This window comes from Variovorax xiamenensis, assembly GCF_050916385.1.
Lineage (GTDB): Bacteria > Pseudomonadota > Gammaproteobacteria > Burkholderiales > Burkholderiaceae_C > Variovorax.
Map to the genome: position 1 here is coordinate 4,033,107 of NZ_CP139038.1, position 19,208 is coordinate 4,052,314.

The window sequence follows — 19,208 nt, forward strand, 5'->3', positions numbered from 1 at the left end:
CCTGGAAAGGACGAACCGGGCCATTACTGACCCACTGGTTAGTAATCTAGGGTAAACGTGAACCAGTGTCAATGACCCGTTGGTCACTAGGGCCTGTCGGCCTCCGAATCTAGGTGCGCTGGCCCATCTCCACGAGGCGGTTGTCGGGCAGTTCGAAGTAGTCCGAGGCCCGCCCCGCATTGCGCTGCAGCCAGCCGAAGAGCGCGCGCCGGATCGGGTTCATGCCCGGCAGGTTCTCCTCGCCCACCGAGGCGCGCGACACGAAGTACGACGTCTTCATCGAGTCGATCGCCAGTGTCTTCTGGTAGGCCAGGATTCGGATGAATTCCGGCACGTCGGGCCGCTCCATGAAGCCGTGGCGCGCCGTGACCATCCAGATGCCCTCCATCAGCTGCTCGGCCTCGATGCGGATGCGCGCGTCGACGCGCGGCGTGTCGCAGGCCAGCACGCGCAGCACGATCACCTGCTCGTGCAGCACCTGGTTGTGCTTGAGGTTGTGCAGCAGCGCATGCGGCACCGCCGTGGCGTCGGGGTTCAGGAACACGGCCGTGCCGCTCACACGGTGCGGCATGTGCTGCGCCAGAGATTCGACGAAAGGCCGCAGCGGCAGGCTCTCCGCCGCGGCCGCTTCCAGCCCCAGCCGGCGCCCCTTCGACCAGGTGGTGAAGAGCACCATCACCACGGCAGCCACCGCCAGCGTGAGCCAGCCGCCCTCGGCCACCTTCAGGCTGTTGGCGATCACGAAGGTCAGGTCGACCACCGCGAAGGCCGCCACGCCGATCACCACCGCCACCTTGTTCCAGCGCCACAGCCCCCAGGCCACGATGCCGGCCAGCAGCGTGGTCGTCACCATCGTGATCGACACCGCGATGCCGTAGGCCGCCGACAGCGCCCCGGAGCTGCGGAAGCCCAGCACCAGCAGCAGCACGCCCACCATCAGCAGCCAGTTGACGGCCGGCACGTAGATCTGCCCGATGGCCGCGCCGGATGTCTGAATGACCCGCATGCGCGGCAGGTAGCCCATGCGCATGGCGTGCGCCGTGAGCGAGAAGGCACCCGAAATCACCGCCTGCGAAGCGATCACCGTGGCCATCGCCGCCAGCACCACCATCGGCAGCACGCCCCACGAGGGAAAGAGCCGGAAGAACGGGTTGTCGATGGCGGCCGGGTTCGCCAGCACCAGCGCCCCCTGCCCGAAGTAGTTCAGCACCAGCCCCGGCAGCGCGATGAAGAGCCACGCCAGCCGGATCGGCTTGGCGCCGAAGTGCCCCATGTCGGCGTAGAGCGCCTCGCCGCCCGTGAAAGCCAGGAACACCGCGCCCAGCACCGCCAGCGACTGCGCCCGGTGCTCGATCAGGAAACCGAGGGCGCGCCGCGGATCGAGCGCCGCCAGCACCTGCGGCTGCTGCAGCACCTGCCACGCACCGGCCGCCGCCAGCACGATGAACCACAGCAGCATGACCGGCCCGAAGATCTTGCCCACCGTGCCCGTGCCCTTCTTCTGCACCATGAAGAGCGCGATCAGGATCGCCACCGTGATCGGCAGCACCGCGCGCTGCAGCACGGGCGCCTGCACCTCCAGCCCCTCGACCGCCGACAGCACGGAAATGGCCGGCGTGATCAGGCTGTCGCCGTAGAACATGGCCGCCCCCACCAGGCCCAGCAGCCCGATGACGTTCCAGACCCACGGCTTCGTCTTCGGCCCCGCGACGGCGCTTCGCGCGAGCGCCTGCAGCGCCAGGATGCCGCCCTCGCCGTCGTGGTCGGCGCGCAGCACGAACACCACGTACTTCAGCGTCACCACGAACATCAGCCCCCAGAAGATCAGCGAGAGCAGCCCCAGCACCGAGTCGGGCGTGAACGGCACGCCGTGCTCCGGGTTCATCGTTTCCTTGAAGGCGTACAGCGGCGAGGTGCCGATGTCGCCGAAGACGACGCCCAGCGCCGCGACCATGAGCGCCGGCCCCGCCGGATGCGCCGCCTCGCCGTACGCTGAAACCTGGGACCCGGAAGCCGGAGCGGATGCTTTCATGAAGCGGGGAGTTCGTAGTGGCGACGCTGCGAGCATAGTGCCGGGGCATTGCGTCGTGGCTGACAATCGTGGCGTGTCCGCCACTCCCCACCTCGCAGCGCCGCCGGCGCACTACGAAAACTTCCCCGTAGCCTCGTGGCTATGCCCGCCGCATCTGCGCCCGCCGATCGCGGCGATCTACCACTTCGCGCGCACCGCGGACGACATCGCCGACGAAGGCAGCGCCTCGCCCGCCGAGCGCCTGGCCGAACTGCGTGCCTACCGCGAAGAACTCGCCGCAGCCGCCCACGGCGAAGTCGCCCCGGAGTCGCGCTGGCCCCATGTTTTCGGCCCGCTGGCCCACAGCATCGCCCGCCACGGCCTGCCCGAAGACCTGCTCGCCGACCTGCTGAGCGCCTTCATGCAGGACATCGAGAAAACCCGCGACCGCGGCAGCTACGCCGACCGCGCCGAACTGCTCGACTATTGCCGTCGCTCCGCCAATCCGGTGGGCCGCCTGCTGCTGCACCTCTACGGCGTGCACGACGCCGAGGCCCTGGCGCAGAGCGACGCCATCTGCAGTGCGCTGCAGCTCATCAATTTCTGGCAGGACCCGAGCGTCGACCTGCCGCGCGGCCGCTTCTACTTTCCGCTGACCGACTGCGACCGGCGCGGCCTCACGCCCGAGAACTTCAAGGTCTTCGCGCCGCTCTCCCGCGCGGAGCCTCCGCAGGAAGCTATCAATCTGATAGCAGTCGTGTCGCACTGGGCGCGCGAGCTCATGACCGAGGGCGCGCCTCTCGTGCATCGCCTGCCCGGGCGCGCCGGCTGGGAGCTGCGCTTCGTGGTGCAAGGCGGCCTGCGCATCCTCGACAAGATCCAGGACCTGGGCTTCGACACCTTCACGCAGCGCCCCGCCATCGGCAAGCTCGACGCGCCGGTGCTGCTCTGGAAGGCCGTGCGGATGCGGAGACAATCACGGCCCATGAAAGCAGCGCCTCCCCGATGACCCCCGAGCAATACGTGCAAGACAAGGCCGCCGCCTCGGGCAGCAGTTTCTATTACGCCTTCCTGTTCCTTCCCAAGCCGCGCCGCGCCGCGATCACGGCCTTCTATGCCTTCTGCCGCGAAGTCGACGATGTGGTCGACGAGGTCAGCGACCCCGGCGTGGCCGCCACCAAGCTCGCCTGGTGGCGCACCGAGGTGTCGCAGGCCTTCGCGGGCACGCCGCGCCATCCGGTGATGCAGGCGCTGATGCCGCACGCCGCGGCCTATGGCATCGAGGCGCGCCAGCTCAACGAGGTGATCGACGGCTGCCAGATGGACCTCGAACAGACCCGTTATCTCGACTTCCAGGGCCTATCGCGCTACTGCCACCTGGTGGCCGGCGTGGTCGGCGAGGTCGCGGCCCGCATCTTCGGCCAGACCGACCCGCAGACCACCGCCTACGCCCACAAGCTGGGACTGGCGCTGCAGCTCACCAACATCCTGCGCGACGTGGGCGAAGACGCCCTGCGCGGACGCATCTACCTGCCGGTCAACGAACTGCAGAAGTTCGACGTGAAGGCGCACGAGCTCCTGAACCGCGTGCACTCCGACCGTTTTGTCGAACTCATGAAGTTCCAGGCCGCGCGCGCCCACGCCGCCTACGACGAAGCGCTCGCCCTGCTCCCGCTGGCCGACCGCCGCTCGCAGAAACCCGGCCTGATGATGGCCAGCATCTATCGCACCCTGCTGCGCGAGATAGAGCGCGACAACTTCCAGGTGCTGAACCAGCGCGTGAGCCTGACGCCGGTGCGCAAGTTCTGGTTGGCGTGGAAGGTCCAAGCGCTGGGGCGGATATGACTCGCCCCCAGGCTCCGCGCACTTCGTGTCGCTTCGCCAACCCCCTACCGGGGGCAACACCTGAGGCCCGGCAAAGCCGGTTCCTCGGTGTTTCTGGAAGTGGGGCCGCATCACCGTCGCGTCGCGGGGCTGAGGGCGACGATCGCGGCTGCTTCATCGCCGCGTACCTGCATTCATGAGAGTCGCCGTCATCGGCGCCGGCTGGGCCGGCCTCGCCTGCGCGGTGGAGGCCACGCGCCTCGGCCATGCCGTCACGCTGTTCGAGGCCGCGCACATGCCGGGCGGCCGGGCGCGGCGGGTCGACAACATGCATGGGCTGGCGTTGGACAACGGCCAGCACATCCTGATCGGCGCATACACCGCCACGCTCCAGCTGATGCGCGATGTTGGCGTGAATGTCGAAGGTGCGCTGCTGCGACTGCCTCTCTCGCTGCGTTTTGCCGATGGCGGCGGACTCAAGCTGCCTCGCCTGCCCGCGCCGCTCGACCTGCTGGCGGGCATCTTCACGGCGCGCGGCTGGACCTGGCGCGACAAGTCTTCACTGCTTCGCACCGCGATCGGCTGGCGACTCTCGGGCTTTCGCTGCACCAGCGGCACGACGGTCGCGGATCTCTGCGCCGGCCTCACGCCGCGCGTGATGCGGGAGCTGATCGAGCCGCTGTGCGTTTCCGCGCTCAACACGCCCGTGGCGCAGTCGAGCGGTGAAGTCTTCCTGCGCGTGCTGAAGGACGCGCTTTTCAGCGGCAGCGGCGGCGCCGACCTGCTGTTGCCGCGCGCCGACCTCGGCGTCCTGCTGCCCGACGCCGCCATCCGGTGGCTGGTGCAGCGCGGCGCCACCGTGCGCATCGGCACCCGCGCCCGCGCTATCGCATCCGAAGCCGGGCGGTGGCTGGTCGATGGAGAAGCCTTCGATCAGGTCGTGCTGGCCTGTGCGCCGTGGGATGCCGCGCGGCTGGTCCGCGCGTCCGGCCTGCCTGCGGCCCCTTGGTGCGAGACCACCGAGGCCCTGCGCTTCGAGGCCATCGCCACCATCTACGTGCGCGGCGCAACGCCGCTCGCCGAACCGATGCTCGCGCTGCGCAGCGATCCGGCCACGGCACCGGCCCAATTCGCGTTCGACAGGAGCCAGCTCGGCGGCCTGCAAGGCGTGCTCGCGATGGTCGTGAGCGCGAACGAGGCGTCGCGCGAAGTGCTGGAAGAACAGGTCATCGCGCAAGCCGCCGCTCAGTTGGGCCAGTCGAACCTGCAGCTCGTGCAGACCGTGGTCGAGAAGCGAGCCACCTTCGCCTGCACGCCGGGCCTCTCGCGGCCGCCTTCGACCATCGCACCGGGCCTGCAGGCCTGCGGCGACTATGTCGAAGGCCCTTACCCCGCCACCCTCGAAGGCGCTGTCCTCAGCGGACTGGCAGCCGCCAAGGCATTCGCCCCATGACGACCGAACTGCGCTACCTCGACTTCGACTACAGCGAAGACACCGAAGGCCACGGCACCTTCGATGCGATGGCATCGACCCCGCCGGACAGGACGCCCGAAGTGCGGGCCGAAGTCGCCCGGGTGCTGGCCTGGGCCGAGGCCACGTTTCCCGATGGGTGCGGCGCCCTCGACGAAGGCGCCACGTGGGACTGCGACCTGCAGGAATCGAGCGAGGACAACCCTCGCTACGACACCATCACCCTCTCGATCAGCGGCACCGCCGACTTCTGCGCGGCGCTGCGGGAGCGCTTCGGGCTCGACTGAAGAGAGAAAAGCGGAATCAGGCCGTCTTGTTGCGCAGCCGCAGCAGGCTCAGCCCCAGCAGCACGAAGGCTCCGCCCGAGACCTTGTTGAAGATGCGAGTGCGGCGTGGATCGGAGAGCTGCTTGCGCAGCAGGCGGGCCAGCAGCACGTAGAACGAATGCGCGACCACCGAGGCCGCGGCGAAGGTGCCGGTCAGCACCGCGAACTGCGTGAGCATGGGCGCATCCTGCGTGAGGAACTGCGGGAACAGCGCCGAGAAGAAAAGAATGCCCTTGGGGTTGGTCAACGCCACCGTCATCCCATGGCCGAACAGACGCCAGCTCGAACGCGGCGCCGCGGCGCCCTGGCTTCCCTGCACGTCGGCAAACACGCTGCCCTGGCTGCGCCATTGCTTGATGCCCAGGTAGATCAGGTAGGCGGCGCCGGCCAGCTTCAGCACCATGAAGGCATGGGCCGAAGTGGAGAGCACCACGCCCAGCCCGGCCATCGCGGCGGCGGACACCATGAAGAGCCCTGCCGCGTTGCCCAGCGAACTGATCATCGCCCGTCGCGGGCCCACGCTCATCGAATTCGAGACCGCGAGCAGCACGGCCGGACCCGGGGTGAAGACGACGAGCAGCGTGACGCTGCAGAAGATGAGCCAGTTGGAGAGATGCACTTCGGGTTTCCTGCCCGGCGCGGGGCCGCAAGAGAGATGGGGGTGGACGGGAAACTATAGTCAGCCCGGCGCCTCGCCGCTGGCGCCGCGCCAATACCCCTGCGCTCCCCTCAACCCCACCAACCGGAACCCACCGAACCGCCATGGTCACCTGCTACCTGCGCTACATCGTCGACCCCTACAAACTCAAGGAATTCGAGCACTACGGCCGGCTCTGGATTCCGCTGGTCGAGAAGTTCGGCGGCCAGCACCACGGCTACTTCCTGCCGTCGGAGGGCACGAACAACGTGGCGCTGGCGATGTTCAGCTTTCCGAGCCTGGCAGCCTACGAGAAGTACCGCGCCGACTCGATGCAGGATGCGGAATGCCAGGCCGCATTCAAGTACGCGGAAGAGACCCGCTGCATCGTCAGCTACGAACGCAGCTTTTTCCGCCCGGTATTCAGGTAGGGCCTCAGCCGCCCAACGCCATGCACAACGCGTGCAGGTTGGGCACGATCAGCTGCGGCCGCGCACCGTGCACCCAGGGCCGCTCATCGCGCACCAGCCATGCCGCCTGCATGCCGGCGTTGAGCGCGCCGACCACATCGAGCTCGGCGTCGTCGCCCACGTGCAGCACGTCCTTGGGCAGCAGACCGACCGATGCCGCGGCCGCGCGGAAGATGGGTGCATGCGGCTTGCCGCTGCCGAACGCGCGCGCATTGAAGGCGGTGCGGAACCAGCGGCCCACGCCCGTCTTCTGGATGTCGGCGTTGCCGTTCGAGATCGCCACCAGCGGATAGCGTTCGCTGAGCCATTTCAGCGCCGGCAATGCGTCGTCGTAAAGCGTCACGCGCTGGCGCTCGGCGAAGAAGGCATCGAAGGCCGGTTCGGCCAGCGCCGGGTCTTCGCCGGCGCGCACGAGTGCCGTACGGATCGACTCGCGGCGCAGCGCGCTCAGGTCGTGCGCGAGATCGGAGCGCTCCTTGGCAGTGGCTTCGCGCAGCTCGCGCAGGATGCCCGGCGTCATCAGCAAGGTGGCCGTCTTGGGCGCCTCGCGCAGCAGCCACTGGTGCAGCACGGCCTCGGCGCGTTCGATGGTCGGCCAGATCGGCCATAGGGTGTCGTCGAGGTCCAGGGAGATCGCCGAGATGCGCTTGAGATCGAGAGGCGCGGCGCCCGCAGGCACCGGGGAAGCGGAAGTCATGCCCGAGAATATCGCATGCCTTCGACCCAAGAGAACGCCTCCCCGAGTACCCCGCGCACGGCAGTGCTCTGGTGCAACCTGGGCTCACCCGACGCCCCCACCGCGGCCGCCGTGCGCCCCTACCTCACCGACTTCCTGGGCGACCCGCGCGTGGTCGAGATTCCGAAGGCGGTCTGGGCGCCGATCCTGCACGGCATCATCCTGCGCACGCGCCCGCCCAAGTCGGCCGCCAAGTACGCGAGCATCTGGATGCCAGAAGGCTCGCCGCTCAAGGTGTGGACTCAGAAGCAGGCGACGCTGCTGGCCGGCTGGCTCGGCGAGCGCGGCCACCGCCTGACGGTGCGCGACGCGATGCGCTATGCCAGCCCCTCCATCGCCTCCCGGCTCGACGCGCTGCAGGCCGAAGGCGCCACCCGTGTGCTGGTGCTGCAGGCCTATCCGCAGTACTCGGGCACCACCACCGCGAGCGTGATCGACGCGGTGAACGCCTGGAGCCGCAAGCAGCGCCGCGTGCCCGAGTTCCGCTTCGTCAACGACTACCACGACGACCCGGCCTACATCGACGCGCTGGCCCTGGGCATAGAGAAGCACTGGAAGACCGAGGCTCGCGGCGAGGTGCTGCTGATGAGCTTCCACGGCATCCCCGCGCGCAACATCGCGCTGGGCGATCCGTACCAGGCGCAGTGCCTCGAAACCGCGCGCCTGCTCGCGGCGCGGCTGGGTCTTTCGAACGCGCAGTACCGCGTGACCTTCCAGTCGCGCTTCGGCAAGGCCAAGTGGCTGGAACCGTACACCGAGCCCACGCTGCGCGAACTCGGCGCATCAGGCGTGAAGCGCGTGGACGTGGTTTGCCCCGGCTTTCCGGCCGACTGTCTCGAAACGCTGGAAGAAATCGCCATGGAAGGCCGCGAAGCTTTCCTGCATGCGGGCGGCGAGGCCTTCAGCTACATCCCCTGTCTCAACGACAGCCCGGCATGGATCACCGCGCTCGCTGGCATCGCCGAGCGCAACCTGGCGGGCTGGCCCACCCAAAGAGCATCCACCACATGAAGCAGGATCTGCACGAAGCCAACCGGCTCTCGTGGAACGCGGCCACCGTCGCGCACAACAGCCACAAGGGCGACCAGGCCGCCTTCTTCCGCAAGGGCGGCTCCACCCTCTTCCCCGAGGAAGCCGGCCTGCTCGGCAACGTGAAGGGCCTTCGCGTGCTGCACCTGCAGTGCAACGCGGGTCAGGACAGCCTGAGCATCGCGCGCCTCGGCGCCGAAGTGACGGGCGTCGATATCTCCGATGAAGCCGTCGACTTCGCGACGCGGCTCTCGCAGCAGTCGGGCACTGCGGCGCGCTTCGTGCGCTCGGACGTCTACGACTACTTCCGCGACGCGCAGGTACGCGGCGAGAAGCACCACATCGTCTTCTGTTCGTACGGCACGCTGTGCTGGCTGTCCGACATCGGCGCCTGGGCACGCGGCGTGGCGCAGATGCTCGAGCCCGGCGGGCGCTTCGTCTTCATCGAGTTCCATCCCTTCGCGCTGGTCTTCGATCCGGCCTGGAAGTTCCACTACGACTACTTCAACGAAGCCCCCGTGCCCGAGGAAGGTGTTGGCGACTACGTGGCCGAATCCGGCGACGGCCTCGTGCGCGAAGGCTACGAGCGCGGCGTGGAGAGCTTCGCGAACCCCCACCCGAGCTTCGAGTTCACATGGGGCGTGGGTCAGGTGACGACCGCGCTGTCGCAGGCCGGCCTCGTCATCGAGCGGCTCGACGAGTACCCGTACGCCAACGGCTGGAAGCCCTTCGAAGGCATGCGCGACATCGGCGGCCGCCGCATGGCGCCGCCAGAGGGCATGCCGCGCATTCCGCTCATGTATTCGATCTCCGCACGCAAGCCATGACGAAACATCTTCGCGCCCGATGCCTCGGTGGCCTTGTCCTGCTGCTGCCGCTCCTGGCACATGCCGCCGGTACCGTCGATGTGCCCAAGGGCGTATGGGAAGGCACGCTCGGCACCAAGGCCATCGTGGCCTGCTTCAACTCCGACTATCCGAGCGGCAGCTACTTCTACAAGCAGTACAAGAAGGCGATCGCGCTGGGCCGCTCCGACAAGGACAGTTTCTGGCGCGAAGGCGGCGAAACCGGCCTGTGGGCGCTGGACCCCGTCAAAGGCACCACGCTCTCAGGCACCTGGAAGAGCGTGAAAGGCACGCCCACCACGCTGCCGATCCAGTTGAACCTGACCGATGCGACGGGCGGCGACAAGGCCTGCGCAAGCGACGGCTACGCAGGCCAGCTCGAAGCACCGCCGAAGATCGAGATCGGGAAGAAAGAGGAATACGCGACCGGCCGCAGCTTCCGCCGCCTGCGCTTCGCGGGGCAGGAAACCATCGAGCTCTCCGGCCCCGAGCCCACGCTCGCGGCCATCAACCGCGAACTCCGCCGCGACTTCGACACCGGCCAGGAAACGGTCAAGGAGTATTTCGACAAGCGCCGCCAGTTCCTCGGCCAGGTCGGCGTGCCGGCCGAAGACGAGAACACCGCCGATCCGTCCTACTGGACCTCGCAGTGGCTCAGCATCCGCAACTACACCTGGGCGGCCGGCACGGGCCGCGCCGGCATCTCGTGGTTCTACCGCACGTGGGACCTGCAGACGGGCAAGCAGGTCGACCCGTGGTCATGGTTCGGCCCGCGCCCGCAGCCTCAGCCGCAGAAAGCGCCGGGGCAGATCGCCGGCACCGAAAGCGGCCCGATGCCGCCGAAGCTGCGCCGCTTCCTGTTCAAGTACGCGGGCATCCAGCCGTCGAAGGCCGAGGAAAACTGCAAGTCCAACTACGACGAAGGCGCCCACTACGACCTGACATTGGAAGCCAAGGGCATGCGCTTCTCGCAGCCCGAATACGGCACCGGCTGTGAGATCGCCATCGAAGTGCCCTACGCCGACCTGGCCCCGGTGCTCACGCCGGCGGGCAAGGCGGCGGTGCGGCGCATTCTCGAATCGGCGAAGTAGCGCTGCCGGTTCAGGCAGGCTGCCGGCGCGCCAGCAGCGCCTCGATCGCGGCCTCCATCTCGGCGTACTCGCCCTCGCCGAAATGCTGCCGCATCACCTGGCCCCTGCTGTCGGCCAGGTAGAACGCGGGCCAGTACTGGTTGTTGTAGGCCTTCCAGGTGGCGAAGCCGTTGTCCTGCGCCACCGGATAGCGGATGCCGAAGCGCTCTATCGCGTCCTGCACGTTGCACATCGACTTCTCGTAGGCGAACTCGGGCGAATGCACGCCCACCACCACGAAGCCCTGGTCCTTGTACTTCTCGTACCAGCGGACCACGTAAGGTAGCGTGCGGATGCAGTTGATGCAGGAGTAGGTCCAGAAATCGACCAGCACCACCTTGCCGGCCAGCCCCTGCATGGTGAGCGGCTCCGAGTTGAGCCACTTGTCGATGCCCGTGAATTCCGGCGCCTTGCCGTAGTCGCGCAGGCCCGGCGACACGGCCAGCGCGCTGCGCACCGGCCACGCACCGCCCACGGCGGCCGCGAGCGCGGAGGAGCCGGCGGCAAGCCCCGAGAACGCCCTTCTGGACAACATCTTCATGATCGCGAACCTCGCTCGAATGCCAGACCGAAAGCGGTCAGGCGCGATTGTTCGCGGCGCACGCCGGGCGTGCGCATGTGTCACGGCAATTTGAAGATTGTCCCGGCGGCGTGAAGAGCCGCCTGGATCAGAACTTGCCCAGATAGTCCATCTTGCCGATCGGCATGCCCTTGTGGCGCAGCACGTCGTAGGCGGTGGTCACGTGGAAGAAGAAGTTGGGCAGCGCGAACTGCAGCAGGTAGCGCTGCGCGGTGAAGGTCGCTTCGCCTTCGCGGGTCTTGATGGTCACGGCGCGGTCCTCGTGGCCGTCGATCAGCGCGCGGTCGACGCTCGCCAGGAAGTCCTGCGTCTTCGCGATGCGCGCGACCAGGTCGTCCCAGGTCTTTTCCTCGTCGGGAAAGCTCGGCGCGGTGACGCCGGCGATGCGGGCCGTGCCGAGCTTGGAGGCATCGCTCGCGCGCTGGATCTGGCCGACCAGCGTGAGCATGTCGGGCGCGAGGCGCGCGTCCACCAGCGTGGCCGGATCGATGCCGTTGGCCTTGGCATGCGCCAGGCTCTTTTCGAGCAGATGGGTGAGTTGGCCGAGTCCGCGCGTGAAGACGGGCACGGACAGGTCGTACATCGAGAGCGCCATGATGGTGTTCGGGGCCTTGTCGCGGCCCTGTGGTTGAGGTGGGCGGCGATTGTCCCGCCGCCGCAGCCTCAGCGACCGGCCGCGCGGATAAACCCCTCGATGGGCTCAAGTTGTTCGGGCACGTTGAGCGCGGGAGCGTGACCGCAGGCAGGAACTTCGATCACCTGCAGCCTGCCGGCCGCGCCAGGGCCCCGGCGCTTCATTTCCTCGACCACGCCGGGCAGCACCAGGTCGGACTCGACGCCGCGCAGACACAGCACCGGCACCTCGATCGCGTCGTAGTGCGGCCAGATCAGGTAGTCGTTGTCGTGGGCGCTGAACTGCCGGACCATGGCCGGGTCGTAATGCGGCGTGACGCGGCCGTCTGGCAGACGGCGCGTGGAGGTCTCGGTCAGCCGGCGCCATTGCGCGTCGCTGAGCCAGCCGTAGGGCTTGTAGACCGTGCGGAAGAAGGCTTCCAGCTCGGCCACCGTGTCGAAGGCAGGCGGATTGCCCGCATAGGCGCGGATGCGCTCGATGGCCGGCTGCGCCAGTTCGGGCGCGTTGTCGTTGAGCACCAGGCTCGCGATGCGCGCCTTCATGCGCGGCTCGAAAAGGCCCGACGCGCAGACCGTGCCGATGGCACCACCCATCGAGGTGCCGACCCAGTGCACGCGCCCCAGCCGCAGTTCGTCGCACAGCGCGTTGGCGATGCGCGCATAGAACGCGAGCGTGTATTCCTCGTCGGGCAGCGGGCTCCACTGGCTCAGGCCCCGGCCGATGGTGTCGGGGCAGATCACGCGGAATCCACGCGATGCGAAGTGCTGCGCCAGCTCGTCCATGTCGCGCCCGGTGCGTGCCAGGCCGTGCCAGGCGATGACCACGGGCGCCTCGGGCGAGCCCCATTCGAGCCAGTGGATCTCGCGGCCCGCGAGCTGCGCGTAACGCGAGAGTGGAATCAGATTGTTGTGGTTGTCGCTCATCGCGCCGCTCTCGCTCGCAGTTTTCCGACGATGCCGGTGGGGAAGTAATAGACGGAAAGAACGAAGAGCACGCCCAGCCACAGCAGCCAGCGGTCGGGCGACAGCAGCGCCGCCAGCCATGGCAAGCCGCTCGTAGCCTCGTTGGCGATGCGCAGCAGGTCCTGCAGGTAGCTCTGCGCAACCACGAAGAGCACCGCGCCGATGGCCGCACCGTAGATGGTGCCCATGCCGCCGATCACCACGATCAGCAGCACGTCGATCATGATCTCGAAGCTCAGCGAGGTGTCGGGGCCGTTGTAGCGCAGCCAGATCGCGAGCATCGCGCCGGCCAGCGTGGCGAAGAGCGCTGACAGCACGGCGGCCGTGGTGCGGTAGACCACGACGCGGTAGCCGATGGCCTCGGCGCGGAACTCGTTCTCGCGAATGGCCTGCAGCACGCGGCCGAATGGCGAGTTCACGATGCGCAGCAGCGCAAGCACCAGCAACACGGCCGCCACGAACAGCAGGTAGTAGCAAAGCAGCCGCCCGTCGAGCGAGACGCCGAGGAAAGGCTCTTCGGCGAACTCGAAGCTCGGAGAGATCAGCTCGGGCAGCTTGAAGGTCAGGCCGTCCTCGCCGCCAGTGAAGTCCGACAGCTGCGAGGCCAGCGTCTGGAAGGCCGAGGCCACGGCCAGCGTGATCATCGCGAAGAAGATCGCGCGCACCCGCAGCGAGAACAGGCCGATGGCGAACGAGAGCACCAGCGAGATCGCCAGCGACGCGCCCAGCCCCGCCAGCACCGCGCCCCAGTTGGGCCCGAGCCGGGAGGCGGAGATGGCGATGCCGTAGGCCCCGATGCCGAAGAACATGGTGTGCGCGAAGCTCACGATGCCGGTGTAGCCCAGCAGCAGGTCGAAGCTGGCCACCAGCACCACGAACACCAGGATCTTGGCCGCGACGCTGAGCGCCTTCACGCCCGGGAAGATGAAAGGCGCGAAGGCCAGTGCGATGAACACCGCGAGCAGCAGCAGCGCAAGCAGCCGGCTGCGGGGCATGTCGTTGGAGAGGAGTCGTTTCAGGAACATGTCTTCGCCCTCCTCTTCAGCGGTTGGCCACCGGGTACACGCCCTGCGGGCGCCACAGCAGCACGGCCACCATCAGGAAGATGCTCGCGAACTGGGTGAGCGTGGGCAGCAGGAAGCCCACGTAGTTGGTCATCAGCCCCACCAGCAGCGCGCCGATGAGCGCCCCGCCCGTCGAGCCCAGCCCGCCGATGATGATGACGATGAAGATCAGCACGTTGACCTGCGCGCCCATCTGCGGCACCAGGTTCTGCTGGAACAGGCCCCACATCACGCCGCCCAGGCCGGCCAGCGCGCTGCCCACCACGAACACGCCGACGAAGAGTCGCCCGATGCGGTAACCCAGCGACTCGACCATCTCGCGGTCCTGCACGCCCGCACGAATGAGCAGGCCGATCTTGGTGCGCCCCAGCGTCCATGCAAGCACGCCGAACACGACCACGCCCACGGCCACCGCGAGCAGGCGGTATTTGCTGATGGCCGCGTCGCCCACCAGCAGCGAACCGCGCAGCGCCTCGGGCAGCGGCAGCGGAATCTGCGCCGGGCCCCAGATCACCTTGATGAGCTCCTCGCCGATGATCATGCCGCCCATCGTGATGAGGATCTGCTTCAGGTGCTGGCCGTACACGGGCCGCACGATGAAGCGCTCGAAAGCCAGCCCCACGGCGCCGGCCACGGCCATGGCGACCAGCATCGCCGGGAACACCGCCACGAGGTTGCGCCACAGCTCGCCCGAGCCGGTCCAGTCGCCCATCAGGCCGAGCACGCTGCTGGCCACGAAGGCGCCCAGCGCGATGAACACACCGTGGCCGAAGTTCAGCACGTCCATCAGGCCGAACACCAGCGTGAGGCCCGAGGCGATGATGAAGATGATCATGCCCATGGCCAGCCCCGCCACGGTGAGCGTGAGCCAGGTGGAGAAGGAGCCGGTCAGCGGCAGCGCGACCAGCGCGAGCACCGGTGCGAGCAGCAGCGGCCGCCAGTCGAATTCGAGTTTCATAGTAGTACCCCCACGCTCGCCATTTCATGTGCTGCGCTGCCCCCCGAGGGGGCGCGAGCTTGTTTGGGACGGCCCGGCACTGCGCTCATAGAGCCAGTCCGAGCAGCGATTGCTGAAGTTGCGCGTCGGCGGAGAACTCCGCCATGGAGCCGGCGTGCACCACGCGGCCGTTGTCCATCACCGCGACGGTGTCGCCCAGCCGCTGGGCGAAGTTGATGTTCTGCTCCACCAGCAGGATGGTCACGCCGCTGCGCTTGAGCTCGGCGAAGGCGTCGATCATGTTGTTGATCATCACGGGCGCCAGGCCCTTGCTGGGCTCGTCGATGATTAGCAGCTCGCGCGGCTCCACGATGGCGCGCGAGACGGCCAGCATCTGCTTCTGCCCGCCCGAGAGCTTGCCCGCCGGGTGGTTCCAGAACTTCTCGACCGCGGGAAAGAGCTTGAAGATCCACTTCAGCCGCGTGTCGTCGATCTGCGCCGCGTTCTTCGCGCCGCGCGCGGCCAGCAGCATGTTCTCCTTCACCGTGAGGTCGGAGAAGATGCCCATGTTCTCGGGCACGTAGGCGATGCCCAGGCCGGCGATCTGCGGCGTGTGCTGCGTGGTGATCTCCTTGTCACCGAAGCGCACCCTGCCCTGCGACGCATGCCACAGGCCCATGATGGTTCGCAGCGTGGTCGTCTTGCCCGCGCCGTTGCGCCCCAGCAGCATGGTGAGCTGGCCGCGCGGCACGGCGAGGTCCACGCCGTGGAGGATGTGATACGCCCCGATGTGCGTGTGCACGCCCTCGAGGGTCAGCAGATTGTTCGTGCTCATGCGGCCTCCTTCGATACGCCCAGGTAGGCCTCCTGCACCACCGGCGAGGCGATCACCTCGGCTGGTTCGCCGTCGGCCACCAGCGTGCCGTTGTGCAGCACGATGATGCGATCGGCGAGCTCGCGCACCACGTCCATCTTGTGCTCGACCAGCAGGATGGTCTTGGTCTTGTCCTTCTTCAGCTTGCGGATCAGGTCGAGGATGACGGGCGCCTCGGCCGCGTTCATGCCGGCCGTGGGTTCGTCGAACATGAAGACCTTGGGCTCCAGCGCCATCAGCAAGGCCACCTCGAGCTTGCGCTGGTCGCCGTGCGGCAGGCTCGCCACCGTGGCGTGCTCGCGCGACTTGAGCGCCACGTCGGCCAGGATCTGGTCGGCGCGCTCGGTCAGGGCCTTGTGGTCGCTCCAGATGCTCCACAGGTTGAGCCCGCGCCGGTGCGCGCCCTCGCGCGTGGCCTGCACCGCGAGGCGCACGTTCTCCAGCACCGTGAGGTTGGGAAAGAGATTGGTGAGCTGGAAGGCCCGCCCCAGCCCCGCATGCGTGCGCGCGGAGGGGGACAGGCCCGACAACGAATGCCCGTCGAGCGACACGGTGCCCGCGCTCGCCTTGAGCTGGCCCGAGATCAGGTTGAAGTAGGTTGTCTTGCCCGCGCCGTTGGGGCCCACGATGGCCGTCAGCGTGCCCGGCGCGAAGGCGCAGCTCACACTGTTGACGGCCACATGCCCACCGAAGCGGATGGTCAGATCTCGGGTCTCAAGCATCGTTGTTGGTCATTGCGAATCGGAAAACAGGAATGAAGACCGGCCTGCCTCAACAGGTGCCGATCACGTAGTAGTTCGGGCCCGTCTGCTTCAGCGTGGTCGTCACGTAGATGTTCCACAGGCCCATCGACTGGTTCGAGCCGTACGCATAGGTCAGGCCATACAAGGCATAGGCGCGCCCGGCGATGGTGTGGGTGTAGTTGCTGGCGGTATAGCAGGTGCCGCCGCTGCCGCCCCCGGTGGTGGTGCCGGTGGCGGCCGACGACATGGTGCCTTCGACGTTGCTCGCGTTCAGCGCGGCCACGGTCCAGCTGTAGGTGGTCGACGCGGCCAGGCCGCTGTCGGTGTAGCTGGTGGCGGTCACCGGCGAGGCGTTGACCTTGCTGCCGCCGCGGTACACGTTGTAGCCGCTGGCGCCGCTCACGGCGTTCCAGGCGATCACCATGCTGCTGGCGGTGGCGCCCGAGGTGCCCACGCCGGTGGGCGCCGGAAGGCCGCTGCCGCCCGAGGAGCCGGTGACACGGTCGATCATCGCCTTCATCGCCGCCATCTGCGGGCCGGACTTCTTCGCGTAGTTGGCGTTGTCGTAGCCCCACCAGTCCCAGCAGCTGTTGGTGGCCGCCGTGCTGGTCTGCGGGTAGATCAGCACGATGTTGTTGGTGTCGGCCCAGCGGTTGTAGCCGGTCTTGCGAACGTACTGGTCGCTCACGTCGGTGTAGTTCTGCTTGCAGCCGTGCAGCACCAGGTGCACGCGGCACGAGGTGGTGGTGCAGGCCTGCGGCACGTAGATCCAGCCGGTGGCGGCCATGCCGTGGCCGCTGATGAACTCCGACTGGTTGAACTCGGTGAAGGTGCCGCCCAGCGTGCCGTTGTTGCGCGGGTTCAGCGGGCCATACAGCTGCGTGAGGATCTCGCCCGCGAGGTCGAAGCCGCAGTTGTTGATGTACGGGGCGGCCGTGGTGCTGCAGGCGCTGCCGTAGTCGTCGGTGACCATCGCGTGGCCCGCGCCGATGTTGTTCTTGTAGACGACGTTGGCCGCGGGCACGAAGCTCTGGTAGTAGGTCTTGAGGTCGTCCATCACCGCCTGCTTGACGGTGTTGTCCGAGGTGCCCGAGAACATGTAGACCTTGGAGTTGCTCATGTTCGACACCGGGTCGATCGCGCCGCTGGAGGCCCAGCTGTTGGTGGTGCTCACGAGCGAGGACACCGGGATGCTGGTGCTGTGCGTCATGCAGCGCCCCGTGGCGTTGAGCACCGAACCCTCGGCGCAGTAGTACGGGCCGCCCGCCACCACGCCCGCGCCGCGCTTGAAGGTGGCCGAATAGGCCACGTGCAATTGCACCGCCATGAAGCCGCCGGCCGACAGGCCCGACACGCTCACCTCCGCCGGGTTGGCACCGAGCGCGGGCAGCGGCACCGCCGCCTGCGCGGCATGCGCCGCCACCGTCATTGCCGCGGCCGCGGCAAGTCCCTTCCAGTTCTTCCATTTCATCGCTGGCATCGCTGTCTCCTTGTGTTGTGGGTATCGAACGCTTGCTTTGCTGACTGACGAATCGAATCGGCCGTGGGAACAACACGCCGCCGCGAAAAGCGCAGGCTGGCGCTTCGCCCGGCGGCCATCCGGGGCGAAACTGAAATTAATTCGAGGAACACCGCGGAACCGGCTTTGCCGGGCCGCAGGTGTTGCCCCCGGTAGGGGGGTTGGCGTAGCGACACGAAGTGCGCGTAGCCTGGGGGCGAGTTCTTACCTTTTGTTCTTGATCGGGATGTCCATCTCTTCGGGCTTGATCTCGTGCACCAGCTCCGGCACGCCCCAGGCGAACGCCGGGTCGACCTTGATCTTGAAGTGGTACATCGACTGCATCGCCTGGTGGTCTTCCTTGCGGAAGGTCATCTTGCCCTTGGGGGTGTCGAAGCTCATGCCTTCCATGGTGCTGATGAGCTTGTTGGTGTTGGTGTCGCCGTTGGTCTTCTTCAGCGCCGTCACCACAGCCATCGCTGCCGAGAAGCCACCTGCCGTGAAGAAGTCCGGCGGCGTCTTGAATTCCTTGTAGTGCGCCGACACCATCGCCTCGTTCACCGGGTTCTTCGGGATGCCGAAGTAGTAGTAGGCCGCGCCTTCCATGCCCGGCAGCGCCTTGTAGGCGGCCATGGCCGGCAGGATGTTGCCGCCGGTGGCGATCTCGATGCCGTAGCGCTTGAGGTCGAGGTCGACGATCTTGAACGGGTTGCCCGCGCCGGCCCAGACGATCCAGATGATCTTGCGGCCCGGCTGGTCCTTCAGCTTGTCGATCAGGCGCTGCGCGCCCGCGGTGAAGTCGGTGGTGGCGGGCGGCAGGTATTCCTCGTGGACCAGCTTGGCCTTCTTGAGCGCGGCACCGAAGGCCTTCACGCCGTCGCGGCCGAAGGCGTTGTCCTGGGCCAGCGTGGCGACGGTCACGCCGGGCTTGTCGACGGCCACCGCGTTGGAGATCGCGTCCTGGCTCGAGTTGCGGCCGGTGCGGAAGATGTACTTGTTCCACTTGTCGCCGGTGATCGAGTCGGCCACCGCGGGCTCGACGATCAGGATCTTCTTGTACTCCTCGGCCACGGGCAGCATCGCGAGCGCGACGCCCGAGGCGGTCGGGCCGACGGCCAGCGCGGCCTTGTCGTCGGAGTACGCGGCTGCCAGCAGCGACTTGCCGAGGTCGGGCTTGCCCTGGTCGTCCTTCTCGATGACGACGAGCTTCTTGCCGTTGATCGTCATCGTGCCGCCGGTGGCGTAGTCCAGGCCCATCATGAAGCCGGTCTGGGTCTGCTTGCCATAGGCTTCCAGCGCGCCGGTCTTGCTGTAGATGTGGGCGATGCGGATTTCGTTGGACTGCGCCCAGACGGGAGCGGTGGCTGCGGCGCAGGCGGCGAGCGCGGCCAGGGCGACGAGGTGGCGACGGTTCATTCTTTGTCTCCTGAAAAAGGT

At 67.5% G+C, this 19,208-nt stretch carries 20 protein-coding genes; 8 read left to right on the forward strand and 12 right to left on the reverse strand.

Annotation, left to right across the window (positions count from 1 at the left end; genetic code table 11):
• Nucleotides 1-109 precede the first annotated feature (109 nt).
• Entirely contained in the window at nucleotides 110-1,954 is a 1,845-nt protein-coding gene (locus SFB74_RS18380; protein ID WP_432731964.1) for a potassium transporter Kup, read from the reverse strand.
• Nucleotides 1,955-2,105: 151 nt separating this feature from the next.
• On the opposite strand from SFB74_RS18380, the gene hpnC reads away from it, so the two are divergent.
• The 4 genes from hpnC (at nucleotide 2,106) to SFB74_RS18400 (ending at nucleotide 5,593) form a co-directional block, all read left to right on the forward strand.
• The gene (gene hpnC / locus SFB74_RS18385; protein WP_432725661.1) at nucleotides 2,106-3,020 is read left to right on the forward strand and encodes a squalene synthase HpnC; all 915 of its coding nucleotides are present in this window, start codon (nucleotides 2,106-2,108) and stop codon (nucleotides 3,018-3,020) included.
• Complete coding sequence (hpnD, locus tag SFB74_RS18390; RefSeq protein WP_432725662.1) at nucleotides 3,017-3,856, forward strand: presqualene diphosphate synthase HpnD; 840 nt, start codon at nucleotides 3,017-3,019, stop codon at nucleotides 3,854-3,856. Before hpnC ends, hpnD begins: the two co-directional genes overlap by 4 nt.
• Nucleotides 3,857-4,031: 175 nt before the next feature.
• Entirely contained in the window at nucleotides 4,032-5,288 is a 1,257-nt protein-coding gene (gene hpnE, locus SFB74_RS18395; protein ID WP_432725663.1) for a hydroxysqualene dehydroxylase HpnE, read from the forward strand.
• Nucleotides 5,285-5,593: a hypothetical protein gene (locus tag SFB74_RS18400; protein WP_432725664.1), complete on the forward strand. Its 309-nt coding sequence runs from the start codon at nucleotides 5,285-5,287 to the stop codon at nucleotides 5,591-5,593. Before hpnE ends, SFB74_RS18400 begins: the two co-directional genes overlap by 4 nt.
• Before the next feature lie 16 nt (nucleotides 5,594-5,609).
• On the opposite strand, the gene SFB74_RS18405 is transcribed toward SFB74_RS18400, so the two are convergent.
• A complete protein-coding gene (locus SFB74_RS18405; protein WP_093202607.1) occupies nucleotides 5,610-6,251 on the reverse strand; it encodes a LysE family translocator in 642 nt (213 codons plus the stop codon).
• Between the two features lie 143 nt (nucleotides 6,252-6,394).
• Here SFB74_RS18405 and SFB74_RS18410 point away from each other — a divergent pair, with 143 nt between their 5' ends.
• Nucleotides 6,395-6,700 carry an NIPSNAP family protein gene (locus SFB74_RS18410; protein ID WP_432725665.1) on the forward strand — a complete coding sequence of 102 codons (306 nt, stop codon included), beginning with the start codon at nucleotides 6,395-6,397 and terminating at the stop codon, nucleotides 6,698-6,700.
• 4 nt (nucleotides 6,701-6,704) lie between these two features.
• Here SFB74_RS18410 and SFB74_RS18415 read toward each other — a convergent pair whose 3' ends face one another.
• Nucleotides 6,705-7,436, reverse strand: coding sequence for an HAD family hydrolase (locus SFB74_RS18415; RefSeq protein WP_432725667.1), 732 nt, complete (start codon nucleotides 7,434-7,436; stop codon nucleotides 6,705-6,707).
• Nucleotides 7,437-7,451: 15 nt separating this feature from the next.
• On the opposite strand from SFB74_RS18415, the gene hemH reads away from it, so the two are divergent.
• The 3 genes from hemH to SFB74_RS18430 are packed head-to-tail and all read left to right on the forward strand — an operon-like array spanning nucleotide 7,452 to nucleotide 10,440.
• Complete coding sequence (gene hemH / locus SFB74_RS18420; protein ID WP_432725668.1) at nucleotides 7,452-8,486, forward strand: ferrochelatase; 1,035 nt, start codon at nucleotides 7,452-7,454, stop codon at nucleotides 8,484-8,486.
• On the forward strand, nucleotides 8,483-9,331 hold the full coding sequence (locus SFB74_RS18425) for a class I SAM-dependent methyltransferase (protein WP_432725669.1): 849 nt from the start codon (nucleotides 8,483-8,485) through the stop codon (nucleotides 9,329-9,331). Before hemH ends, SFB74_RS18425 begins: the two co-directional genes overlap by 4 nt.
• A complete protein-coding gene (locus SFB74_RS18430) occupies nucleotides 9,328-10,440 on the forward strand; it encodes a hypothetical protein (protein WP_432725670.1) in 1,113 nt (370 codons plus the stop codon). The genes SFB74_RS18425 and SFB74_RS18430 overlap by 4 nt, the downstream gene beginning before the upstream one ends.
• 10 nt (nucleotides 10,441-10,450) lie before the next feature.
• On the opposite strand, the gene SFB74_RS18435 is transcribed toward SFB74_RS18430, so the two are convergent.
• The 9 genes from SFB74_RS18435 to SFB74_RS18475 all read right to left on the reverse strand — a co-directional run bounded on the left by SFB74_RS18435 (nucleotide 10,451) and on the right by SFB74_RS18475 (nucleotide 19,187).
• Entirely contained in the window at nucleotides 10,451-11,014 is a 564-nt protein-coding gene (locus tag SFB74_RS18435) for a thioredoxin family protein (protein WP_432731965.1), read from the reverse strand.
• Between the two features lie 133 nt (nucleotides 11,015-11,147).
• Entirely contained in the window at nucleotides 11,148-11,654 is a 507-nt protein-coding gene (locus SFB74_RS18440; protein ID WP_432725671.1) for a DUF1993 domain-containing protein, read from the reverse strand.
• A gap of 68 nt (nucleotides 11,655-11,722) precedes the next feature.
• On the reverse strand, nucleotides 11,723-12,616 hold the full coding sequence (locus tag SFB74_RS18445; protein WP_432725672.1) for an alpha/beta fold hydrolase: 894 nt from the start codon (nucleotides 12,614-12,616) through the stop codon (nucleotides 11,723-11,725).
• Complete coding sequence (locus tag SFB74_RS18450) at nucleotides 12,613-13,680, reverse strand: branched-chain amino acid ABC transporter permease (protein ID WP_432725673.1); 1,068 nt, start codon at nucleotides 13,678-13,680, stop codon at nucleotides 12,613-12,615. Before SFB74_RS18450 ends, SFB74_RS18445 begins: the two co-directional genes overlap by 4 nt.
• A gap of 16 nt (nucleotides 13,681-13,696) precedes the next feature.
• Nucleotides 13,697-14,677 (reverse strand): branched-chain amino acid ABC transporter permease, encoded by a 981-nt coding sequence (locus SFB74_RS18455; RefSeq protein ID WP_432725674.1) that lies wholly within the window; start codon nucleotides 14,675-14,677, stop codon nucleotides 13,697-13,699.
• An 85-nt stretch (nucleotides 14,678-14,762) separates the two neighbouring features.
• A complete protein-coding gene (locus SFB74_RS18460) occupies nucleotides 14,763-15,491 on the reverse strand; it encodes an ABC transporter ATP-binding protein (RefSeq protein ID WP_432725675.1) in 729 nt (242 codons plus the stop codon).
• Nucleotides 15,488-16,252 (reverse strand): ABC transporter ATP-binding protein, encoded by a 765-nt coding sequence (locus SFB74_RS18465; protein WP_432725677.1) that lies wholly within the window; start codon nucleotides 16,250-16,252, stop codon nucleotides 15,488-15,490. The genes SFB74_RS18460 and SFB74_RS18465 overlap by 4 nt, the downstream gene beginning before the upstream one ends.
• Nucleotides 16,253-16,301: 49 nt before the next feature.
• The gene (locus SFB74_RS18470) at nucleotides 16,302-17,753 is read right to left on the reverse strand and encodes an extracellular catalytic domain type 2 short-chain-length polyhydroxyalkanoate depolymerase (protein ID WP_432725678.1); all 1,452 of its coding nucleotides are present in this window, start codon (nucleotides 17,751-17,753) and stop codon (nucleotides 16,302-16,304) included.
• Between the two features lie 243 nt (nucleotides 17,754-17,996).
• Nucleotides 17,997-19,187 carry a substrate-binding domain-containing protein gene (locus SFB74_RS18475; protein ID WP_432725680.1) on the reverse strand — a complete coding sequence of 397 codons (1,191 nt, stop codon included), beginning with the start codon at nucleotides 19,185-19,187 and terminating at the stop codon, nucleotides 17,997-17,999.
• Nucleotides 19,188-19,208 lie beyond the last annotated feature (21 nt).